The organism is Stenotrophomonas sp. K-6 (assembly GCF_056861555.1).
On the sequence record NZ_JBSPUC010000001.1, the window covers coordinates 93,831 to 116,967 of the forward strand.

Genomic DNA, 23,137 nt, shown 5'->3' on the forward strand with positions numbered 1-23,137 from the left:
ACCGGTAGTGGCATGAGCAGGCCGGCCTTCGCCCCCTTGGTGGTGATCCCGGTGTACGACCATGCGCATGCGATCGGCGCGGTGGTGCAAGGCGTCCTCGCCAGTGGCCTGCCCTGCCTGCTGGTCGACGATGGCTCGCACCTGGACTGCGCGCAGGTGCTCGATGCCCTGGCGCGCGCGCATGCGCCGCAGGTGACGCTGCTGCGGCTGGCGGTCAACCAGGGCAAGGGCGGCGCGATGCTGGCCGGTTTCGCCGAGGCCGCGCGTCTGGACTACAGCCATGTGCTGCAGATCGATGCCGACGGCCAGCACAACACCGGTGACATCCCGCGCTTCGTCGCGTTGTCGCAGGCGCAGCCGGACGCGGTGATCTGCGGCACGCCCGCGTACGATGCCAGCGTGCCCAAGGCGCGCCTGTACGGCCGCTATGCCACGCATATCTGGGTCTGGATCAACACGCTGTCGCTGCAGATCCGCGACTCGATGTGCGGCTTCCGGCTGTACCCGTTGGCGCCGGTGACGCGGCTGATCGGCGAGGAGACCATCGGGCGGCGCATGGATTTCGACAGCGAGATCCTGGTGCGCCTGTTCTGGCGCGGGGTGCACGTGGTCAATGTGCCGACCGCCGTCACCTATCCAAGCGATGGCGTCTCGCACTTCGATGTGTGGCGCGACAACGTGCGCATCAGCCGCATGCACGCGCGCCTGTTCTTCGGGATGCTGTGGCGTGCACCGCGACTGCTGTGGCAGCGCATCGCAGGTCATCGCCCATGACCACGCCTGCACCTGAGGGTGCCCCGCATTGGGCCGACATCGGCGAGTCGACCTCGGCCGCGGGCGTACTGTTCCTATGCTGGGTGCACCGCTGGTTCGGCCGTTGGCCGTTCCGTCTGTGCGTGTATCCGGTGGTGCTGTGCCACTGGCTGACCAACCGGGTCGCGCGCGAATCCTCGCTGCAGTACCTGCAGCGTCTGCAGGCGCACACCGGCGTCTTTTCCGCGCCGCCGGGGCGTTGGCAGAGCCTGAAGCATTTCGCGCTGTTTGCCGACACCATGCTCGACAAGCTGCTGGGCCTGGGCGGTCGCTATCCGCCCGATCGCATCTACCTGCAGCGCGACCTGGTGCTGGACAAGATCGCGCGCCGCGAAGGTGGCCTGATCCTCACCGCACATATCGGCTGCCTGGAGTTGTGCCAGGTGCTGGCCGAGCAGGTGCCTGGCTTCCACATCACCGTGCTGGTGCATACCGCGCACGCGCAGCGCTTCAACCGCCTGATGCAGCGGCTCGATCCGCTGGCCTCGGTGGAGCTGCTGCAGGTGACGGACATGGGCCCGGCCACCGCGGTCGAGCTGCAGCGCCGGGTCGAGGCGGGTGGCTTCGTGGCCATCGTCGGCGACCGCGTGCCGCTGCGCGGCGGGCGCACCGTACCGGCCTCGTTCCTCGGCCACACCGCGCAGTTCCCGATCGGCGCCTATGTGCTGGCCGCGGCATTGGCCTGCCCGGTCTACACCATGGCCTGCCTGCACCACGGCCGTGGCTACCAGGTGCGCTTTGAGCAGTTCACCGACCGCATCGTATTGCCGCGTGGCTCGCGTGACGCCGCGCTGACCGCGCAGGCTGAACATTTCGCCCGGTGGCTGGAAGTTCAGGTCATCCAGGCACCCTTGGACTGGTTCAATTTCTTCCCCTTCTGGGATCAGGCATCTCATGGCAAGTAAGGCCGATCAGGCACCCTCCATCTGCTTCGGCGATGCGCCGCTGACCATCGAAGACGTGGTCGCGCTGTCGCAGCGCCAGGCCCAGGCCGTCGTCACCGACGATGCTGCGTTCACCGCGCGCATCCAGCGCGGCGCGGATTTCCTCGACCGCCTGCTGCGCGAGGACGGGGTGATCTACGGGGTGACCACCGGCTACGGCGATTCGTGCACGGTGAACATTCCGCCGGCGCTGGTGGCCGAGCTGCCGCACCACCTGTTCACCTACCACGGCTGCGGCCTGGGCCGTTTCCTGGACCCACAGGAGACCCGCGCAGTGATCGCCGCACGCCTGGCCTCGCTGGTGCGCGGCATGTCCGGCGTCAGCCACCCGCTGCTGCAGGGCCTGGCCACGCTGCTGCGCCACGATGTGCTGCCGCTGATCCCGGCCGAAGGGTCGGTCGGCGCCAGTGGCGATCTGACGCCGCTGTCCTACGTGGCCGCGGTGCTGTGCGGCGAGCGCGAGGTGATGTACCAGGGCGCGCGCCGCCCGGCCGCCGAGGTGCTGGCCGAGATCGGCATGACCCCGCTGCGGCTGCGCCCCAAGGAAGGCCTGGCGATCATGAACGGCACCGCCGTAATGACCGCGCTGGCCTGCCTCGCCTATGACCGTGCCGATTACCTGACCAAGTTGGCCACGCGCCTGACCGCGTTCAACGTGCTGGCCAGCGACGGCAACGCGCACCACTTCGATGAGATGCTGTTCGCCGCCAAGCCGCACCCGGGGCAGACGCAGATCGCCGCGCGCCTGCGCCAGGACCTGCACAGCGATCGTCCGCCGCGCAACGAACAGCGCCTGCAGGACCGGTACTCGCTGCGCTGCGCGCCGCACGTGATCGGCGTGGTGCAGGACGCACTGCCGTTCTTCCGTCAGCTGATCGAAACCGAACTCAACAGCGCCAACGACAACCCGCTGATCGATGTCGAGGGCGAGCGCATCCTGCACGGCGGCCATTTCTACGGCGGCCATATCGCCTTTGCGATGGATGCGCTGAAGAACACCATCGCCAACCTGGCCGATCTGCTCGATCGGCAGATGGCGCTGGTGGTGGATGCGCGCTTCAACCACGGCCTGCCGGCCAATCTGTCGGCGGCCACCGGTGAGCGTGCGGCGATCAACCATGGCTTGAAAGCGCTGCAGATCAGCGTCTCGGCCTGGACCGCCGAAGCGCTCAAGCAGACCATGCCGGCCTCGGTGTTCTCGCGTTCCACCGAATGCCACAACCAGGACAAGGTCAGCATGGGCACCATTGCCGCGCGCGACTGCCTGCGCGTGATCGAGCTGACCGAACAGGTCGTGGCGGCGCTGCTGATCACGGCCCGCCAAGGCGTGGCGCTGCGCGAGCGCGTCGGCATGAAGGCGACCCTGCATGGCGATCTGGCTGCGATGTACCAGGACCTGTCCGAGCGCATCGCCCTGATCGAGGAAGACCGCGCGCTGGATGGCGAGCTGCGCGCCCTGCTGGATGACATCCGCGCACAGCGCTGGGAGTTGTATGTCCACGCCTGATCTGAGCTTCGAGGTGACGCTGTCGCCGGCGTTCCATGACTGCGACGCCATGGAAGTCGTCTGGCATGGCAATTACTTCAAGTACTTCGAGATCGCGCGCTGCGCACTGCTGCAGCGTCATGATTACGACTACCCGCAGATGCGCGATTCCGGCTACCTGTGGCCGGTGGTGGATGCGCGGGTCAAGTACATCCGGCCGTTGTTGTACGGCCAGGCACTGCGCGTGCGCGCCACCATCACCGAATGGGAAAACCGCCTGAAGATCGCCTACGAAATCCTGGATGCGGACAGCGGTACCACGCTGACCCGCGCCCACACCATCCAGGTCGCGGTCGACGCGGCCACCAATGAAATGCTCTACCTGTGCCCGCCGGTGCTGTGGGAGCGTCTGGGAGTGCACCCGCAATGAACCGTTTCCTGCGCACGCTGTGCGTGCTGGTGATGCTGGCCGTGGTCGCCCCGGCGATTGCCGCCACCGATGTGGAGGCCGTCAAACAGCGCGTGGCCAAGGTCGACGTGCTGCGTGGCGAGTTCACCCAGGAGAAGCAGGTCGCCGGCTTCAAGAACCCGCTGCGCTCGCAGGGCCGCTTCGTGCTGGCCCAGGACCACGGGGTGATCTGGACCACGCTCAAGCCGTTCCCGTCCGAGGTGGTGGTCACCCGTGACCGCATCCTCAGCCGGCAAAGCGATGGCAGCAGTCGGGTCGAACTCGATGGCCGTCAGCAACCGGCGATGCGCTCGGTCAACGCGATCATGTTCGCGCTGATGAGTGGCGATGCGCAGGCGCTGTCGGCGCAGTTCACGGTCAAGGTCGAGGTGCTGTCCGGCAACGCCTGGAAAATGCAGCTGACCCCGCGCTCGGCGATGCTCGGCAAAGTGTTCGCGCAGCTCACCCTGAGCGGCGACCGTTACGTGCGCGAGGTCCAGATCAACGAGGCCAACCAGGATGTCACCCGCATCCATTTTGCCGGCATGAGCGATACGCCGGCCACGCTGAGCACCGACGAGGGTCGCAGGTTTGAATGACGTGCTGACCTCGAACGGCCGCCTGCAGCGCATCTGGCGCTGGCTGGCCATCGTTTGGCTGCTGGTGCTGGTCGGCCTCGGCGTGCAGCAGTGGCAGCTGTGGAAGAGCGAATCGCGGATCGACACCGACATCCTCGCGCTGTTGCCGCAGGACGCGCATGACCGCCTGTTGTCCGATGTCACCCGGCGCATCGCCGATGCGAACGCGCGCCAGATCGTGGTGCTGCTGGGCAGTACCGATGCCGCGCAGACCAAGGCGGCCGAGGCGGCCTTCCGCGCCACCCTGCGCGACAGCGTCGACGGCAAGGCGCTGCTCCAGGAAAGCGGCTCGATCGAAGGCTGGTTCGATCAGGCGCGTGCGTTCTACGCACCGTATCGCGACCGCCTGCTGACCAGCGCACAGCGCGAGCGACTGCAGAATGAGCCCACTCAGGGCCTGGCCGAGTCCGCGCTGGCGGCGCTGTACGGTCCGATGGGCGCACCGCGCCTGACCGAGTGGCGGCAGGATCCGCTCTCGCTGTGGCCGCAGTGGTGGCAGGAACGCGCGCTGGGCTCGGGCCTGCAGATGGGCGACGACGGCTTGCTGGAGGCCGATGGCAAGCATTGGTCGATCGTGCAGTACGACACGGTCGGTTCGGCGTTCCAGCTCGATGGTGAGCGCCATATCGATCTGCTGCTGGACACCGCTGCCGAAGCCGCCGCCAAGCAGGCGCCCGGTCTTGAGGTGCTGCGCGCCGGTGTGCCGCTGCATGCCGAAGCCGCTGCGGTGCAGGCCAACTGGGAGATCAACACGATCGGTTGGGGCTCGCTGGCCGCGGTGCTGCTGCTGGTGTGGCTGGCATTCCGCTCGCTGCGCCCGATCCTGCTGGTGGCCGCCTCGCTGCTGATCGGCTGTGGTGTCGCGCTGGCGGTGACGGTGCTGGTGTTCGGCAAGGTGCACGTGCTCACGTTGGTGTTTGGTGCGTCACTGGTCGGTGTTGCCGAGGACTACGGCATCCACTGGTTCGCCTCGCGCCAGGCCGAGCCGGCCGACCGCCGCTGGAAGCTGCTGCGGCATCTGCTGCCGGGCCTGTGGCTGGCGTTGTTGACCAGCGCGCTGGCGTATCTCGCGCTCGGCCTGGCCCCGTTCCCGGGGCTTCGCCAGATGGCGCTGTTCTCGGTGGTCGGCCTGGCGGCTGCGTTCCTGACCGTGATCTTCTGGTTCCCGTGGCTGGATGGTGGCGAGATCCGCCGCACCGGCTTCGCCCGCTGGCTCGGCGCCACGCTGGAGCGCTGGCCGCGCCTGCATGGGCGCAAGGCGGCGGTGTTCCTCGGCGTGGTCACCGTCTTCTCGGCGATCGGCATCGCCCGCCTGCAGACCAACGATGACCTGCGCAGCCTGCAGTCGTCGCCACCGGAGCTGATCGCCCAGCAGATCCGCATCAGCCAGATGCTGGGCATGCCCAGCCCGGCGCAGTTCTATCTGGTGCAGGGTGACACCGCCGAGCAGGTGCTCGAGCGCGAAGAAGCGCTGATCGACCGCCTGCGCGTGCTGGAAGCAGACAAGCAGATCGGCGGCTACCGCGCGATCAGCGATTGGCTGCCATCGCAGAAGCGCCAGCAGGCCGATGCTGCGCTGACGGCCAAGGTCGAGCCGCAGGTGCTGGCCCAGGTCGGCGAAGCCGTGGGTGAGCCACTGCTGCGCCCGGCCTATGCCGCGCAGGACCTGCAGGCCGAGGCCTTCCTCGCCTCGCCCGCGGCGATGCCGTTCCGCCACCTGTGGCTGGGCACGGTCGGGCAGGGCGTGGCCTCGGTGGTGATGGTCGACGATCTCTCCCGCGCCGATGCACTGACCCTGCTCGAAGCGCAGGCCAAAGGCATCGATGGCGTGCGCTGGGTCGACCGTACCGCCGATTTCTCGCAGCTGCTCAAGCACTACCGCAAATTGATGAGCGGCTTGCTGCTGATCGGCATCGCGCTGGTGTTCGCGGTGCTGTACTGGCGCTATCGCGGGCAGGCATGGCGTGTGCTCGCCCCGACCCTGGTCGCCGGTGCGCTGACGTTGGCCTTGCTGGGCCTGTTCGGACAGCCGCTGCAGCTGTTCAACGTGCTTGCGCTCATGCTGCTGCTCGGCATGGGCATCGATTACGGCATCTTCCTGATCGAACATCGCGGCGACGCCAGTGCCTGGCTCGCGGTCTGCGTGGGCGCCGCCAGCACCTGGCTGTCGTTCGGGCTGCTTGGGCTGTCGGCCACGCCGGCGCTGCGCGCGTTCGGCTTGACCCTGTTGTTCGGCATCGGCCTGGTCTGGCTGATTTCGCCGCTGTTCCGCCCCCCGCCGCACGACGCACCGCACTGAGCGACCGCGTTTCCTCACCTGATCTGATCAAGGATGTACCGATGAACCCGCACGTGGAACGTACTGAAATCCTGGTCATCGGTGCCGGCCCGGCCGGTTCCGTGGCCGCTGCGATGCTGCGCCAACAGGGCCGCCAGGTGCTGATCCTGGAGCGCCAGCAGTTCCCGCGCTTCTCGATCGGCGAGAGCCTGCTGCCGCAGAGCATGGAGTACATCGAGGCGGCCGGGCTGCTGCAGGATGTGGTGCAGGCAGGGTTCCAGTACAAGAACGGTGCCGCGTTCGTGCGTGGCGAAGCGACCACCGAGTTCGACTTCCGCGACAAGTTTTCACCGGGCTGGGGCACCACCTACCAGGTGCAGCGCGCCGACTTCGATGACGTGCTCGCGCGCGGCGCCGAGCGCATGGGCGCCACGTTGCGCTTCGGCGATGAAGTGCTGTCGGTGCAGCCCGGCCGCCCGGCGCAGGTGCAGGTGCGCCGCCCGGATGGCAGCGAGTACACCATCGAGGCCGGCTTCATCCTCGACGCCAGCGGTTTCGCCCGGCTGCTGCCGCGCCTGCTGAAGCTGGAGTCGCCGTCGAACTTCCCGGTGCGCGGTGCGATCTTCTGCCACGTGCGCGACCACATTCCGCCCGGTGCCGGCTTCGATCGCAACAAGATCCTGATCACCACCCATCCCGAGCACGTGGACGTGTGGTACTGGACGATTCCCTTCTCAAACGGCTGCTGCTCGCTGGGCGTGGTGGCCGAGCCGAGCTTCTTCGAGCGCTACCCCGGTACCGATCTGGAGAAGCTGCAGGCCATCGTCGGTGAAGATCCGAACCTGACCCGCCTGCTCAGGAACGCCGAATGGGCGGTACTGCCGGTGCGCACCATCACCGGTTACTCGGCCAACGTGTCCTCGTTGTGGGGTGAAGGCTATGCGCTGCTCGGCAACGCGGGCGAGTTCCTGGACCCGGTGTTCTCTTCGGGCGTGACCATCGCGTTCAAGTCCGCACAGCTGGCCAGCGACTGCCTGGCGCGCGAGCATGCCGGTGAAACGGTGGACTGGGAGCAGGAGTTCTCGGTGCCGCTGCGCGCCGGTGTGAAGACCTTCCGCCGCTTCGTCGAGGCCTGGTATGCCGGTGGCTTCCAGAAGATCATCTACCACCCTGATCCGCAGCCGGAGGTGCGCCGCATGATCTCCTCCATCCTCGCCGGGTATGCCTGGGATACGAAGAATCCGTATGTCGCCGATGCCACGGGCCGGCGCCTGCGGGTGCTGGAGGAACTGTGCAGCGCCTGATCCTGACCCTGTTGCTGAGCCTGCTGCTGGCCGCCTGTGCCAGCACCCGCATGCCCACACCGCGGGTGCAACTGCCCACACTGCAGCTGGCGCCGTCGGCATTGCCGCAACCGGTGCAGCTGCAGCAGCGCCTGCAGTTCCGCTTCGGCAGCCACCAGCGAGAGCTGGATGCGCTGCTGGAAGTGGATGCCGAGCAGGTGCGACTGGCCGTGCAGGCGATGGGCCAGACCGGCGTGCGCATGGTCTGGGACGGGCAGCACCTGGAACAGACCCGCGCGCCGTGGCTGCCGCCGCAGGTACGCGGTGAGCGCGTGCTGGACGACCTGCAGTTCGCGCTGTGGCCGGCGGCCGCCATCCGCGCTGCGCTGCCGGCCGGCTGGACCCTGCAGGAGACCGATGGCGTGCGCAGCCTGGCGCAGGACGGCAAGCCCTGGCTGGTGCGCGACACGCTGCCCGATGGCCGCGTGCGCCTGCGCAATCTGGCCGAGGGCTATGAACTGGTGATCGAATCGATGGACATGGGGCAGGGCCAAGAGTGAGCAGCAGTGCGGTCTATCTCAACGAGCTGGGCGTGATCTGCGCGCTGGGTGCCGACCGTGCCCAGGTGCGCGACGGCCTGTTCGCGGCGCAGCCTGGTGGCCTGCGCGACAACGACGCCATCCTCCCCGGGCGCACGCTGGCACTGGGCGAGGTGCATGCCGCGTTGCCGGACCTGTCTGCGTTGCCGGTGGCCCTGCGTGGCCGCAACAACGGCCTGCTGGAGGCCGCGCTCGGCCAGATCCGCGCGGCGGTCGATGCCGCCGTGAGCCGCTTTGGTGCCGCGCGCGTGGCGGTGATCATCGGCACCAGTACCTCGGGCATCGGCGAATCGGAGAGCGCGCTGCGCACCTACCATCGCGATCATGTGTGGCCGGCCGGCTTCCATTACGCCCAGCAGGAAATGGGCACCGCCGCGCGCTTCGTGCGCGAGCGGATCGGCAGCACTGGCCCGGCGTGGACGATCTCCACGGCGTGCTCGTCCAGCGCCAAGGCGCTGATGTCGGCCGCGCGCCTGCTGCAGGCCGGCGTGGTCGATGCGGTGGTCGCTGGCGGGGCCGATTCGATGTGCCGTTTCACCGTGGCCGGGTTCAGCGCCTTGGAGTCGGTCTCGGCGGCGCGCTGCAATCCGTTCTCGGTCAACCGCAACGGCATCAACATCGGCGAGGGCGCGGCACTGTTCCTGATGTCCCGTGAGCCGGGACCGGTGCGGCTCTCCGGCTGGGGGGAATCCTCCGATGCGCACCACATGTCCGCCCCGGATCCGCTGGCACGCGGGGCAATCGATGCGATGCAGCAGGCGCTGGACCGGGCCGGCCTGACGGCCGCGCAGATCGACTACGTGAACCTGCACGGCACCGCCACCGGCCACAACGATGCGATGGAAAGCCAGGCGGTCGCCGCCGTGCTCGGCACGCAGGTGCCGGCCAGCTCGACCAAGCCGCTTACCGGGCACACGCTGGGTGCGTCCGGTGCGATCGAAGCGGCGTTGTGCTGGATGACCCTGGCCGACAACCCGGACCAGCAGTTGCCCACCCACTGGTGGGACGGGCAGGCCGATGCCGCCTTGCCGGCGCTGACGCTGGTGGCCCCGGGGACGCGCGCTGCGCAGCCGCTGCAGCACGTGCTCAGCCATTCGTTCGCCTTCGGCGGCAGCAATGCCGTGCTGGCACTGGCCAAGGGATGAGCATGCTGCTGCCTGACGACATCGACGCCGTGCTGCCGCACCGCGACAGCATGCGCTTGATCCACCGCGTGGTGGCCTGGCAGGACGAGTCCATCGCGGTGGAGGTGGACGTGCCCGCGCAGGGCCTGTTCTGCACCCCTGACGGCGTTCCGGCCTGGGTGGGCGTGGAATACATGGCCCAGGCGATCGCGGCCTGGGCCGGGTGCCGTGCGCGCCACGCCGGCCGTGCGCCGTCGATCGGTTTCCTGCTCGGCACCCGCCGCTACACCGCCCACCAACCGTACTTCACCGCCGGCAGCTGCCTGCGGGTGGAGGCGAACTGCGAGCTGTTGGGCGAGAATGGCCTGGGCATGTTCGCCTGCCGGATCCTGGCGGACGATATCGAAATAGCAGTCGCCAACGTCTCCGTGTTTGAACCCACGGACGCGATGGCCTATCTGGAGAGTGGAGAGGCATGACAGGGAATCTGACCGTGCTGGTGACCGGCGCCAGCCGTGGCATCGGCCGTGCCGTGGCGCTGCGTTGCGCGCGCGATGGCTTCGACGTGGTGGTGCATTGCCGCAGCCGCATCGAAGAGGCGCAGGCCGTAGTGAGCGAGATCCAGGCGCTGGGCCGGCAGGCCCGGGTGCTGATGTTCGACGTGAGCGACCGCGATGCCGCGCGCACTGCGCTGGAAGCGGACATCGCCGAGCATGGCACCTATTACGGGGTGGTCTGCAACGCCGGCATCGCCCGGGACGGCGCCTTCCCGGCAATGCCCGCGGAGGACTGGGACGCGGTCATCCACACCAACCTGGACAGCTTCTACAACGTGCTGCACCCGCTGGTGATGCCGCTGGTGCGCCGGCGCAAGCCGGGCCGCATCGTGACCCTGTCCTCGGTCTCCGGCCTGGTCGGCAACCGCGGCCAGACCAACTACAGCGCGGCCAAGGCCGGCATCATCGGTGCCACCAAGGCGCTGGCGCTGGAGCTGGCCAGCCGCGCGATCACTGTCAACTGCGTGGCCCCCGGCCTGATCGAGACCGAGATGGTCAATGAAGAAGTGGTCGAGCACGCGCTCAAGCTGATTCCCGCCAACCGCCTGGGCCAGCCGGAGGAGGTCGCTGCGGCCGTGTCCTTCCTGCTCTCCGAATCGGCCGGCTACATCACCCGCCAGGTGATCTCGGTCAACGGGGGCATGGTCTGATGGCCCGCCCCGATCGTCGCGTCGTGGTCACCGGCGCCGCCGCCATCAGCCCGCTCGGGCAGGACTGGGCGAGCATCCGCGCGCGTCTGCAGGCACTGACCAATGCTGTGCGTTACATCCCCCAGTGGGAGGTCTTCGATGGCCTCAACACCCGGCTGGCCGCACCGGCCGAAGACTTCGAGCTGCCGTCCAACTACAACCGCAAGACCACCCGCAGCATGGGCAAGGTGGCGGTGATGTCGGTGCGCGCCACCGAGCTGGCGCTGGAGGCAGCCGGTCTGCTCGGCCATCCGGTGCTGCGCAGTGGCATGGCCGGCGTGGCCTATGGCTCGTCCTCGGGCAGCCACGAGGCCACCGCCGAGTTCGGCCGGATGCTGCATGAGCACACCACCGAGGGCATCAGTGCCACCACCTACCTGAAGATGATGAGCCACACCTCGCCGGTGAACATCGGGGTGTTCTTCGGCTTGTCCGGCCGGGTCTACACGACCTCCAGCGCCTGCACCTCGGGCAGCCAGGGCGTGGGCTCGGGCTATGAAGCGATCCGCAGCGGAAAGCAGACGGTGATGGTCACCGGCGGGGCAGAACAGCTCGACGCCACGGCCGCAGCGGTGTTCGACACCCTGTTCGCCACCAGCGTGCGCAACGATGCGCCGCAGACCACCCCCAGCCCGTTCGATGCCCACCGCGATGGGCTGGTGCTGGGCGAGGGCGCCTGCACACTGATCCTGGAGGAGCTGGAGCACGCGCAGGCACGCGGCGCCACGATCCTGGCCGAAGTGGTCGGCTACGGCACCAACAGCGACGGCCAGCACGTCACCCAGCCCAGTGCCGGCACCATGGCCCAGGCGATGCGGCTGGCACTGGACGACGCAGATCTGGCCGCTGAGCGGATCGGCTACGTCAATGCGCATGGCACCGCCACCGAGCACGGCGACATCGCGGAAACCCAGGCCACCCATCAGGTATTCGGCCCGGGTATGCCGATCAGCTCGCTCAAGAGCTATGTCGGCCACATGCTCGGCGCCTGCGGTGCGTTCGAGGCCTGGCTGAGCATCGAGATGATGCGCGACGGCTGGTTCGCCCCGACCCTGAACCTGCATGAGGTCGATCCGCGCTGCGGCGCGCTGGACTACATCGACGGCGAAGGGCGCGCATTGCAGACCGACTACGTCATGAGCAACAACTTCGCCTTCGGTGGCATCAACACCTCGTTGATCTTCCGCCGCTGGCAGGACTGACCGCTGTTTCCGTAGACCCCTCGCGTCCCCCCAACAAGGAGAAAGTTGAATGCGTCGTTTTGCCCTGATTGCCGCCACCGCCCTGCTGGCTGTCGCCAGCACCGCCCAGGCCCGCGACACCCGCGTGGAGCAGTCGCTGCACGAGCTGGTCAATTCCGCCGAAGCCCGCAATGTGGGCATCGACGGCAGCGTGAAGTTCTACCTGGCCGGTGAAAAGGTCAGCGTCCTGCAGCGCCTGGGCGAAGATGTGACCAACAAGAAGACCAACGCGGCCAACAAGAGTGACGCCGAAGCCTGCCGCTGGGTGGCCTTGTCGGCGCTGCGCGCGCTGCAGGACGGCGCCAAGTCGCGCGGTGCGAACGCTGTGGTCGACATCGTCAGCTACTACAAGAAGAACGAGTTCAAGAGCACCACCAATTACGAATGCTATGCGGGCGCGATCCTGGCCGGCGTAGCGCTGAAGGGCACCTACGCCAAGGTGAAGTAAGCACGACACACCACCGCCTCATCGGGGCGGTGGTGGCGCAGAACCGACGTATTCATCACAGGCGGACCGGCAGACTGCAGCGGCGCGCAGCTGAACGACATCGCGACATTGATGAACCTGATGCTGTCGCGCGACAGAAAACCGACGGCGGACCGTGCACGCAGCTTTCACCCGTGCCGGCTTTCCTCCACAATCATTGCCATTCACTACCCTGGGCAACGCCCTGCGGCATGCAAGCCTACGTCTATAAAAGCCAACGCAAGCAGGACAGCTTCGTCTATCTCGCCGTTCGTGATGACTTCTCCGTCATCCCCGACGCGGTGAAGGCCTCGCTGGCGCCGTTCCAGTTCGTTCTCGAAGTGGCCCTGACTCCCGACCGTCGCCTTGCCCAGGCCGATGTCGCACAAGTGCGCCAGAACCTGACCGAGCGTGGATTCCACCTGCAATTGCCGCCGCCCCCGTTGGCGCCGGTCCGGATCCCGCGACGCAATGACTGAATCCCCACGCCCCCGCGCCGTTGCCTCCGCTGCCGCGCTCGGTGTGCTGCTGGCCCTGGCCGCGGCCGTTGGTGGCGTGCCTGGTGCCGTGTGCGCCGCGCTGGCGCAACCGGTGTTCGCGCTGGCGGTGTCGTGGTGGCGCCGGACCCGGCCGCTGCAGCCGCTGGCACAGGTGGCCCGCCAGGATGTTCCGGCGTTGTTGGCGCTGTGGTCGCTCGGTCCGCTGCTGCTGACGTTGCTGGTGGCCTGGCCACTGAGCGCACTGCACGACAGCGGCAGCCTGGCCGCCGTGCTGGGCCTGAGCGTGGCGGTCAGCGCCGCGCTGCTCGGGGTCTGGCGGACGTGGCCGTTGTGGAATGACGTGGAACGCAGCGAGGGCAGCCTGGCCCGCCATTGGCAGACCCTGGCCGGGCGTGACCTGACCGCCTGGCGCGGCCTGGCCGTAGCCGCGCTGGTGGTACTCGTCTGTGCGCTGGTGGTGCTGCCGGCATGGCCGGGGCTGGTCTCGGAGGCGCTGCGCTGGCCGATCGCCGGTGCGGTCGTGCTGCTGTCGCCCCTGGCGCATCTGCTGCTGCAGGCCATCGCGCCGGCCGACGCCTTGACCGCGACGCTGCCGGTGCAGACGCGCGATGCCCGCGAGGATGCGTTCGCCGAGCAGTACGCAGAACCCAAGCCGCTGGAATCGATCGGCCTGCACGAGCAGCAGCCGGCGCTGTACGACGCCGCGCGCAGCGGCCGGGTCGACCGCGCGCTGCAGCTGCTGCAGGCCGGTGCCGATCCGCACGGCCTGCCCGATCCGGCCTGGCGCGACCAGCGCAGCCTGGCGGTGCTCGCGGCCGTGCTGCCCGACCTGCGCCTGCTGCGTGAACTGATCGCCCGCGGCGTGGGCGTCAACGCGCCGCATCGCGGTATGACCCCGCTGCTGGCCGCTACCCGCGACAGCTGGCACGGTCGCCCGGAAGCGGTGATGACCCTGCTCGCCAACGGTGCCGACCCGCGTGCGGTGGACAGCGAGGGCAATACCCCGCTGCACCATGCCGCCCGCAGTTCCGATCCCGGTGTGGCCGCGTTGCTGCGCGATGCCGCTGCCGAAGTGGATGCGTTGAACGACGATGGCTGGTCACCGCTCGCGGTGGCCTGCCAGGTCGGTAACTGGCGCCTGGCCAAGTTCCTGCTCGAGCGTGGGGCCAAGACCGAGCCGGCCGAGGGCACGCCCGTGCTGCTCGCCGCCGCCGGCACCGAAGAAGACGATCCCGCTGGTGTGCAGCTGCTGCTCAAGCACAAGGCCCGCGCCGATGCGCGCGACCGGCAGCGCCGCAGTGCCCTGCACGAAGCCGCGCTGGCCGGCCATGTCGACATCATCGACGTGCTGCTCGCCGCCGGCGCCAATCTGGAAGCCCGCGATGCACTGGCGCGCACGCCGTGGCTGGAAGCTGCACGCGGCGGCCGGGCCGGCGTGGTCGAACACCTGCTGCCGCACCACCCCGATCTCAATGCGGTCGATGGCGAGGGCCGCAACGCCGTGCTGCTGGCCTGCATGGCCGACAACGTGTCACCGCTGCTGGTGCGCCGCCTGCGCGACCTGGGCATCGCCGTCGATGTGGCCGATCCGCAGGGCCGTCGTGCGGTGGATATCGCCGCCGGTGCCGGGCGCTGGGCGATCGTCTCGTTGCTGGACCCCGCCTATCCGCTGCCGTCTGCGGTCAGCGATGGCCTGGTGATGTCCGGCGATGGGGAGACGGCCTCGCCCTCGCTGCCGGACCGCCCGCCACTGGAACTGCTGCGTGAAGCGCTGAGCTTCGGCAACGTCGAGGGCATGGCCGCGCTGGCCCGCCTGTGTGCGCCGGAGGAACTGGGTGCGCTGCTGCACGATGCCGAACTGGCGTTGGATCCGCAGGCACTGGACTGGCTGCTCGCGCACGGCGCGGCGCCGGAAGTACTGGATGCCTGTGGGGATACCCCGATGTTCGCGCTGCTGGCGCGTGGCATCGACGCGGTGCCCGCGCTGCAGGTGCTGCTGCGCCGTGGCCTGTCCCCGGCCGGTCGCGGTGGGCTGGCGCGCCTGTTGAGCGCCTGCGCCCAGCACGACCATGCCTCGCGCGGGCTGGAACAGCTTGCGCTTGAACTGCTGGAACGCGGTGCTGACCCGTTTGCGCCGTCGCCGGCTGGCGATCCGCCGCTGTCGCTGGCGGTGCGCCTGGGCTGGCTGCGCCTGCAGCAGGCCCTGCTCACCCAGGGGGTGGACCGCGAAGCACGCGACAGCCACGGCATGACCGCGCTGCATCTGGCCACCGCGCTCGCGCGCGAAGGTTCGATCAAGCTGCTGGTGCAGCAGGGTGCCTCACCCGAAGCGCGCGCGGCCGACGGCCAGACGCCGCTGGGCGTGGCGCTGTCGATCGGCCGCCGCGACCTTGCCGATTGGTTGGACTGGCGGGTGTGGCCGCTGCCGCGCCGCGCCCTGCGCGACGGCGACCTGCCGGCCGCTGCGATGGCCGGCGATGCCGATGCCGTGCGGCGCCTGATCGATCTTGGGTTTGCTGTGGATGTCGTGGACGCCCAGGGCTGCACCGCCCTGCTGCGGGCCGCCGGTGGCGGTCATCTGGCCGTGGTGGACCTGCTGCTCACCCGTGGCGCGAATCCGCAGCACGCCGCGGCCAGTGGCGCGACGCCGCTCTCGGCGGCGGTCAGCATGCGCCAGATCGACATCGTCTCGGCCCTGCTCGATGCCGGTGCCGAGCTGGAATACCGCCTGCCGGGCGGTGTCACCGTGCTGATGCTGGCCTCGGCGCTGGGCCTGCCCGACATCGTCTCGCGCCTGCTCACCGCCGGTGCCAACGTGCACGCCGGCGATGCCCAGCAGCTCGGCCCGCTGCACTGCGCCGCGCTGTATGGCTTCAGTGCGCGCGACCGCTCGCGTCTGCTCGCCCTGCTGGACACACTGCTGCTGGCCGGTGCCGAACCAGACCAGGCCGCCGCCGGCTCGGTCACGCCGCTGTTGCTGCTGCTGGGTGCACGCGCCGAACCGGGCACCGCCTGCGATGAGCAGATCGTGCTCGCGGCGGTGGAGCGTCTGTTGGACGAAGACGTTTCGCTGGACGTGCGCGATCCGCGCGGCTTCGGTCCCCTGCATCTGGCGGCGCTGCATGGCCTGCCGCTGCTGGTACAGCGCCTGCTGCGTGCCGGCGCCGACCCGGATGTGCGCGACGCGCTCAACCGCAGCCCGCGCGAGATCGCGGTGATGCGCGGCTTCATCGATGTTGCCGGCGAGTTCGAACCGCTGGTGCCGGGCGTGTCCTCTATGGCCCGGTTCCTGCGCGATAACGGGTGAGCAGTTCAGACAAACTCCGCTGCCGTCTCTGCCCTTCGCGTGCGGCCGGACTAAGTTGTTCGGGCCTTCTCCCATCCGCGTCGCGAGAATGACGAGGGTGGCTTCTTTTCTGGCGCGGCGAAAGGTGAGTCGAGCGCTGGGCCGCGCTGCCCTTGCCGGCGAATGTCCCCCGGCGTCGGCCTGCGGCCGCCGCCTCCTCCTTCATTTCGCCCACAAGGGCATCGCGACCCACGTGTGCAGACCACCGGCTCTCACAGAAACGCGCGGTTTCCCGCACACCTACCGCACGCCGAGCCCCTTAGCGGCCGGAAGGCTCCTGGGCAAAATCAAGGAGGAGGTCGCCGCCGCGAGGCGGCGGCCGGGGGACATTTGCCGAGGGGCCTGCCGGTCGCTAAGGGGCGTCACGCTCGCGATCCACACCCTTCCCATCACTCTCCGCATCCGCCTCGAACAGATGCATCAGGTCCGCACGCGCATCGCGCGAGGTCTGGATCACCGCGGCTTCGTCGTCGTAGACCAGGTACTGATCGCGTAGCAGCTTCTCGTCATGCTCGCGGAAGCGCTGCACATGACTGCGCGCGGTTTCCACCGACATGCCCAGCGCGATCAGCATCCGTTCGCTCAGTTCCAGGCTGGTACCGAACACCTCGCGGAACGGCTCGGCGGACATGTCCATCAGCCGCCACGCATGTTGGCGGTTGCGCGCGCGCACCAGCACCACCGCATCCGGATACATGCGCCGGATCAGCCGCGTGGCGCGCATATTGGCGTCCGGATCATCCAGCGTGACCACGTACACACGGATGTGCTCGCCGCCGGCGGCGCGCAGCAGCTCCGGCCGGGTGGGATCGCCGTAATAGAGCTTGTTGCCGAAGCGGCGCAGGTCCGAGACGGTGTCCGGATTGGACTCCAGTGCCACGAACGGGATCTTCTGCGCGGTCAGCAGGCGCGCGACCACCTGGCCGAAGCGACCCATGCCGGCGATCATCACCTGCGGCTGCACATCGGTGATATCGACCTTGTCCGCTGGCGGGGCACTGGCCTTGGGCCCCTCGTCACGCCCGAGCAGCCGGATCAGGCCGATCATCAACAGCGGTGTGATCGCCATCGAGAGACCGACAATCGCCACCAGCCGATCATGGTTCGCACTGCCAAGCAGATGCGCGCGCTGTGCCTCATTGAACACCACGAAGGCGAACTCGCCGCCCAGCCACAGCACGCTGCCCAGCAACACGGCATGGCGCGTGCGCAGCTTGGCCAGCTTGCCGATCCCGAACAGCAGGCCGAACTTGACCACCAGCAGGATCGCCACGCCCGCGGCGATCATCATCGGCTCGGCGACGATGCGGTCCAGGTCGATGCCCATGCCCACGGCGATGAAGAACAACCCGAGCAGCAGGCCCTTGAACGGCTCGATCTGCGATTCCAGCTCGTGGCGGAATTCCGAATCGGACAACAGCACACCGGCCAGGAAGGCGCCCAGGCTGGGGCTCAACCCGGCTTCCTGCATGAACCATGCGGTGCCCAGTACCACCAGCAGCGCGGTGGCGGTGAACACCTCCGGGCTGCGCGTGCGCGCGATGATGTTGAACAGTCGGCGCAGCACCGGCCGCCCGCACAGGATCACCACCGCCAGTGCGCCGATGGCGATGGCCACGTCGTTCCATTGCAGGGTGTCGTTGCGCGCACCGCCCAGCAGCGGAATCGCGGCCAGCAACGGGATCGCGATCAGGTCCTGGAAGAGCAGGATGGCGAAGCCCAGGCGCCCGTAATCGCTGTTGATCGCCTTGTGCTCGGACAACAGCTGCAGCCCGACCGCCGTGGAGGACAGCGCCAGCGCAATGCCGACGATGAGCGCGCTCTTCCACTGGAAGTGATCCAGCATCAGCAGGCTGCCCAGCACCAGGGCGCTCAGCGCAACCTGCAGCGCGCCGGCTCCGAACACAGAGCGGCGCATCACCTTCAGGCGGGCGGGGGACAGCTCCAGGCCGATCACGAACAGCAGCATCACCACGCCGATCTCGGCGGCGCTGAGGATGCGGTCGGCGTCCTGCACGAAGCCCAGGCCGTCCGGGCCGAGCACCACGCCGGCGGCCAGGTAGCCGAGCACGGCGCCCAGGCCGAGCTTCTTGAACACCGGCACCGCGATCACCGCAGCCAGCAGCAGCACCAGGGCCAGCTCGAGCGCGCCGCTATGCATGGAGGAACCTGCTCATGGGATCGTGTGCCCTGCGGGTGGAAAGCCTCCCCGGGCGGACCGGGGCCTGTGGCCGGGGCCACGCGCCATTATGCGACCGCGATGGGTGCCGAAGGCGACTCCCACCGGAACAGGGTTCCGCACAAGGGTTGACCTGCGCCACCCCCAGGTCCAGACTGCCCGCCGCTGCTGGCGTCCGCCGTCGGCAGTAAACCCTTCCGGAGTCCCCAACCCATGTCCAGCGACAGTAGAAGTCGACCTTGCTCGACGCCAGCGATGGCCACCGCCTGACACGGGTCGGTTCGCCAGCGTTGGCGTCGCGCAATGCGATACCCACAGGCGAATACGATGAACCAGAAAGACCTGCTGCGCCCGGTGGCCGATGCCGCCTCGTTGAGCGCACCCCTCGATAATTTCAACACCGCCGATGCGGTGGAATTCCTCAACACGCTGAGCCTGTCGCGCGCCGCCGACACGCTGGCCGCGTTGCCGCTGCCGCGCGCGGTGAAGATGCTCGAGCAGCCCGAGCTCAACCGCAGCGGCGACCTCGTGGCGGCCATGCCGGTAGCCCGCGCCGCCGCCCTGCTCGGGCTGATGGCCGATGACCGCGCCACCGATATCGTCCACGAGCTGGACGAGGACGAGCGTGCACGTCTGATCCCGCTGCTCAGCCCGGACGCCCGCAAGGCGATCCAGCAGTTGCTGAGCTACCCCGCGCACACTGCCGGCGCGCTGATGACCACTGAATTCGTCAGCGTGCCCTCGGATTGGACGGTGGGCCGCACCCTGCAGCACATCCGCGAGGTCGAGCGCACCCGCGAAACCGTCTACGCGATCTACGTGCTGGATCCGCACACCCGCGCACTGGTGCAGGTGGTCACCATGCGCCGGCTGATCACCGGGCTGCCCGAGGAACCGATCCTCGACGTCGCCCAGGTCAACCCGCCGGTGACGGTGGAGGCGCAGCTGGATCAGGAAGAGGTGGCGCAGCTGATCCGCCGCCACGACCTGCTCGCGATTCCAGTGGTCGACGCGCAGCACCATGTGCTGGGCATCGTCACCGTGGATGACATCCTCGATGCGCTGATCGAAGAATCCACCGAAGACGTGCACAAGTTCGGCGGCATGGAAGCGCTGGAAAAGCCGTACATGCAGATCGGCTTCTTCGAGATGCTGCGCAAGCGGGCCGGTTGGCTGAGCGTACTGTTCCTCGGCGAAATGCTGACCGCCAGCGCGATGCAGCACTACGAGGACGAACTGGCGCGTGCGGTGGTGCTGACATTGTTCATCCCGCTGATCATGAGCTCGGGCGGCAACTCCGGCTCGCAGGCCACCTCGCTGCTGATCCGCAGCCTGGCCCTGCGCGAGTTGCGCCTGCGTGACTGGTGGAAGGTGGCACTGCGCGAGGTGCCGACCGGCATCACCCTGGGCGCGATCCTGGGCGTGCTGGCGATCATCCGCATCGTGTCCTGGCAGCTGCTGGGCCTGCACGATTACGGCGATCACTGGCAGCTGCTGGCGCTGACCATCGGCGCGGCGCTGGTCGGCATCGTCACCTTCGGCTCGCTGTCCGGCTCGATGCTGCCCTTCATCCTCAAGCGCCTAGGCTTCGACCCGGCCAGCGCCTCGGCCCCGTTCGTGGCCACGCTGGTGGACGTCAGCGGCCTGGTCATCTACTTCAGCATCGCCGCGATGATCCTGCGCGGCACCCTCCTTTAACGGGGACGGAGGTAGTTAATAACAGGGACGGGGGTGATTATTAGTCACCCCCGTCCCTGTTACTGTCTGGTCGCATGAGCACCTACCACCTGCAAGCTGTCTTCCGCCCGCAGTCGGTCGCCGTGATCGGCGGCAGCCCGCGTGAACGCTCCGCCGGCCGCGCGGTGATGCGCAACCTGCGCGGCACCGGCTTCCCCGGCAAAGTGGCCTGGATCAATCCGCGTTACAGCGAGATCGATGGCATCCGCACGGTGAAGCGGCTCAAGGACCTGGACTGGGTGCCCGAACTGGTGGTGATCACCGCCCCGGCCAGCATCGTGCCGCAGGTGGTGGCCACCGCCGCCGAGCGTGGCGTCAGTGCAGCGATCATTCTCACCGCCAACCTGGGCGAGGGCCCCGGCTCGCTGGCCGCGCAGGTGGAGGCGGCGGCACGCCCCAAGGGCCTGCGCATCCTCGGCCCGCATTGCCTGGGCGTGATCGCCCCGCATGCGCGCCTGAACGCCAGCATCGCCGCGCACTTCCCGCAGGCCGGTGATCTGGCCCTGATCTCCGAATCCAGCGCGATCGCCGCGGCCCTGGTGGAGTGGGGCGTGGCACGCTCGGTCGGGTTCTCCGCCGTGGTCTCGCTCGGCGACACCCTGGATGTCGACTTCGGCGATCTGCTCGATTATTTCGCCACCGATTACCGCACCCGCGCGATCCTGCTCTACGTCGAACACATCCGCGATGCGCGCAAGTTCATGTCGGCCGCACGTGCCGCGGCGCGCGCCAAGCCGGTGGTGGTGGTCAAATCCGGTCGCCACCTCCGCATCAATCCCGATGCCGATACCCACGTGCAGGCGCTGGCCAGCGCCGATGCGGTGTACGGCGCTGCGTTCAACCGCGCGGGCCTGCTGCGCGTCAGCGCGCTGGACGAACTGTTCACCGCCGCCGAAACACTCGGTCGGCTCGGCACCTTCCCAGGCCGTCGCCTGGCGATTCTGAGCAACGGTGGCGGGGTGGGCCGGCTGGCGGTGGATCAGCTGCTGGCCCTGCGCGGCAGCCTGGCCGAACTGTCGCCGGCCACCGTCGCCCAGCTCGATGCGGTACTGCCGCAAGGCTGGTCGCGCAGCAATCCGGTGGACATCGTGGTCGATGCCGATGGCGACCGCTACGCCGCCGCGATCGAGGCGCTGATGTCCGATACCGAGAACGACGCCGTGCTGGTGGTCAACGTGCCGACCGCATTCACCTCCTCGGCCGATGCCGCTCAGGCGCTGACCCGCACGCTCGGCCTGCGCCCGCGCCATCACCGCGACAAGCCGGTGTTCGCGGTGTGGCTGGGCAACGACGACCGCGCCACCGCCACGCTCAATGCCGCGCGCGTGCCGACCTATCCGACCGAAGCCGAGGCCGTGCGCGGCTTCCAGCATCTGGTGCGCTACCGCGACGCGCAGGCGGCGTTGATGGAAACGCCGCCCAGCCTGCCCGAGGATTTCGTGGTCGATACCGCCGGCGCCCGCGCGCTGGTGGAGGCTGCACTCGCCGCCGGCCAGCAGTGGCTGGACCCGATCGCTACCCACCAGCTGCTCAGCGCGTACGGCATTCCGTCGGCGCCGGTGATGCAGGCCCGTGATGCCCATGAGGCGATGGACCTGGCCCAGCCGTTGCTGGAGCAGGGCGCCACGGTGGCGATCAAGGTGTTCTCGGCCGACATCCCGCACAAGTCCGATGTGGATGGTGTGCGCTTGAACCTCAGCACGCTGCAATCCGTGCATGCGGCGGCCACCTCGATCATCGCGCGCGCGCACGAGAAGCGACCCGATGCGCGCATCGATGGCGTGCTGGTGCAGCCGACCATCGTGCGGCCCAAGGCGCGCGAGTTGATTGCCGGCATCGCCGACGACCCGACCTTCGGCCCGGTGATCGTGTTCGGCCGTGGCGGCACGGCGGTCGAAGTGATCGACGACAAAGCGATCGCCCTGCCACCACTGGACCTGCGCCTGTCGCATGAACTGATCGGTCGCACGCGCGTCTCACGCATCCTCAAGGCGTACCGGGATGTTCCGGCCGCCGACGAACGCGCGGTCGCGCTGATCCTGGTCAAGTTGGCCCAGCTTGCCGCCGACATTCCCGAGATCCGCACGCTCGACATCAATCCGCTGCTGGCTGACCGCGACGGCGTGATCGCACTCGATGCGCGCGTGGCGATCGAACCGTCCCGCAAACTTCACAAAGGCCGCGGCCACCCACGCTTCGCGGTATTTCCGTACCCGAAGGAGTGGGAGCGCACCATCACCCTGTCCGACGGCGCCCCCGCCTTTGTACGTCCGGTCCGCCCCGAGGACGATGCGCTGTTCCGCGCCTTCTTCGCGCGCGTCACTGACGACGACCTGCGCCTGCGCTTCTTCCAGTCGGTGAAGCACTTCAGCCACGAGTTCATCGCGCGCCTGACCCAGCTCGACTATGCCCGCTCCATCGCGCTGGTGGCGATCGACCCGCGCAGCGGCGACATGCTCGGGGCGGTGCGGCTGCATGCCGATGCGGACTACGACCGTGGCGAGTACGGCATCCTGATCCGCTCCGACCTCAAGGGCCACGGCATCGGTTGGCGGTTGATGGCGATCATGATCGAGTACGCGCAGTGGCTGGGCCTGAACATCATCGAAGGCCAGGTGCTGCGCGAGAACAGCACCATGCTGGCGATGTGCCAGAGCCTGGGCTTCAAGGCCCGGCTCGACCCGGACGATTCGACGGTGATGGTGGTGACGCTGCCGGTGCAGGACGTGCAGGTGCCGCAAGCGCCCGATCCTGCAACGCACTGAGCCGATCGCGGTACGGCGCGTGCACGTGGGTGGGGCGACAATAC

18 protein-coding genes are annotated in these 23,137 nt (G+C 68.5%); 17 read left to right on the forward strand and 1 reads right to left on the reverse strand.

All coding sequences use genetic code 11. The annotated features are described in order from the left end of the window. The first annotated feature begins 12 nt into the window (after positions 1–12). From AC13F7_RS00415 to AC13F7_RS00485, 15 genes are all read left to right on the forward strand, one after another. Positions 13–774, forward strand: a complete 762-nt coding sequence (locus tag AC13F7_RS00415) for a glycosyltransferase family 2 protein (protein WP_481466912.1) — start codon at positions 13–15, stop codon at positions 772–774. Next, positions 771–1,718: an LpxL/LpxP family acyltransferase gene (locus tag AC13F7_RS00420; RefSeq protein WP_481466914.1), complete on the forward strand. Its 948-nt coding sequence runs from the start codon at positions 771–773 to the stop codon at positions 1,716–1,718. The genes AC13F7_RS00415 and AC13F7_RS00420 overlap by 4 nt, the downstream gene beginning before the upstream one ends. After that, positions 1,708–3,264: an HAL/PAL/TAL family ammonia-lyase gene (locus AC13F7_RS00425; protein ID WP_481466916.1), complete on the forward strand. Its 1,557-nt coding sequence runs from the start codon at positions 1,708–1,710 to the stop codon at positions 3,262–3,264. The genes AC13F7_RS00420 and AC13F7_RS00425 overlap by 11 nt, the downstream gene beginning before the upstream one ends. Continuing rightward, entirely contained in the window at positions 3,251–3,673 is a 423-nt protein-coding gene (locus AC13F7_RS00430) for an acyl-CoA thioesterase (protein WP_482998905.1), read from the forward strand. Before AC13F7_RS00425 ends, AC13F7_RS00430 begins: the two co-directional genes overlap by 14 nt. Next, positions 3,670–4,290 carry a LolA family protein gene (locus tag AC13F7_RS00435; RefSeq protein WP_482998906.1) on the forward strand — a complete coding sequence of 207 codons (621 nt, stop codon included), beginning with the start codon at positions 3,670–3,672 and terminating at the stop codon, positions 4,288–4,290. The genes AC13F7_RS00430 and AC13F7_RS00435 overlap by 4 nt, the downstream gene beginning before the upstream one ends. Next, a complete protein-coding gene (locus AC13F7_RS00440) occupies positions 4,283–6,628 on the forward strand; it encodes an MMPL family transporter (RefSeq protein ID WP_482998907.1) in 2,346 nt (781 codons plus the stop codon). Before AC13F7_RS00435 ends, AC13F7_RS00440 begins: the two co-directional genes overlap by 8 nt. Before the next feature lie 41 nt (positions 6,629–6,669). Continuing rightward, positions 6,670–7,911, forward strand: a complete 1,242-nt coding sequence (locus tag AC13F7_RS00445; protein WP_482998908.1) for an NAD(P)/FAD-dependent oxidoreductase — start codon at positions 6,670–6,672, stop codon at positions 7,909–7,911. Continuing rightward, positions 7,899–8,450, forward strand: a complete 552-nt coding sequence (locus AC13F7_RS00450; RefSeq protein WP_481466925.1) for a DUF3261 domain-containing protein — start codon at positions 7,899–7,901, stop codon at positions 8,448–8,450. Before AC13F7_RS00445 ends, AC13F7_RS00450 begins: the two co-directional genes overlap by 13 nt. Beyond that, entirely contained in the window at positions 8,447–9,634 is a 1,188-nt protein-coding gene (locus tag AC13F7_RS00455; RefSeq protein WP_482998909.1) for a beta-ketoacyl-[acyl-carrier-protein] synthase family protein, read from the forward strand. The genes AC13F7_RS00450 and AC13F7_RS00455 overlap by 4 nt, the downstream gene beginning before the upstream one ends. Positions 9,635–9,636: 2 nt before the next feature. Beyond that, entirely contained in the window at positions 9,637–10,092 is a 456-nt protein-coding gene (locus AC13F7_RS00460) for a hotdog family protein (protein ID WP_482998910.1), read from the forward strand. Then, on the forward strand, positions 10,089–10,820 hold the full coding sequence (gene fabG / locus AC13F7_RS00465) for a 3-oxoacyl-ACP reductase FabG (RefSeq protein ID WP_482998911.1): 732 nt from the start codon (positions 10,089–10,091) through the stop codon (positions 10,818–10,820). Before AC13F7_RS00460 ends, fabG begins: the two co-directional genes overlap by 4 nt. Next, positions 10,820–12,061: a beta-ketoacyl-ACP synthase gene (locus tag AC13F7_RS00470; protein WP_482998912.1), complete on the forward strand. Its 1,242-nt coding sequence runs from the start codon at positions 10,820–10,822 to the stop codon at positions 12,059–12,061. Before fabG ends, AC13F7_RS00470 begins: the two co-directional genes overlap by 1 nt. Before the next feature lie 49 nt (positions 12,062–12,110). Continuing rightward, positions 12,111–12,548 (forward strand): excinuclease ATPase subunit, encoded by a 438-nt coding sequence (locus AC13F7_RS00475; protein WP_346472260.1) that lies wholly within the window; start codon positions 12,111–12,113, stop codon positions 12,546–12,548. A 230-nt stretch (positions 12,549–12,778) separates the two neighbouring features. Further along, complete coding sequence (locus AC13F7_RS00480) at positions 12,779–13,045, forward strand: YcgL domain-containing protein (RefSeq protein WP_346472261.1); 267 nt, start codon at positions 12,779–12,781, stop codon at positions 13,043–13,045. Continuing rightward, complete coding sequence (locus tag AC13F7_RS00485) at positions 13,038–16,373, forward strand: ankyrin repeat domain-containing protein (protein ID WP_482998913.1); 3,336 nt, start codon at positions 13,038–13,040, stop codon at positions 16,371–16,373. Before AC13F7_RS00480 ends, AC13F7_RS00485 begins: the two co-directional genes overlap by 8 nt. Positions 16,374–16,764: 391 nt before the next feature. Here AC13F7_RS00485 and AC13F7_RS00490 read toward each other — a convergent pair whose 3' ends face one another. After that, the gene (locus AC13F7_RS00490) at positions 16,765–18,573 is read right to left on the reverse strand and encodes a monovalent cation:proton antiporter-2 (CPA2) family protein (RefSeq protein WP_481466935.1); all 1,809 of its coding nucleotides are present in this window, start codon (positions 18,571–18,573) and stop codon (positions 16,765–16,767) included. Positions 18,574–18,918: 345 nt separating this feature from the next. On the opposite strand from AC13F7_RS00490, the gene mgtE reads away from it, so the two are divergent. Next, on the forward strand, positions 18,919–20,289 hold the full coding sequence (mgtE, locus tag AC13F7_RS00495; protein WP_481466937.1) for a magnesium transporter: 1,371 nt from the start codon (positions 18,919–18,921) through the stop codon (positions 20,287–20,289). A gap of 74 nt (positions 20,290–20,363) precedes the next feature. After that, positions 20,364–23,093, forward strand: a complete 2,730-nt coding sequence (locus AC13F7_RS00500) for a bifunctional acetate--CoA ligase family protein/GNAT family N-acetyltransferase (RefSeq protein WP_482998914.1) — start codon at positions 20,364–20,366, stop codon at positions 23,091–23,093. Positions 23,094–23,137: the final 44 nt, after the last annotated feature.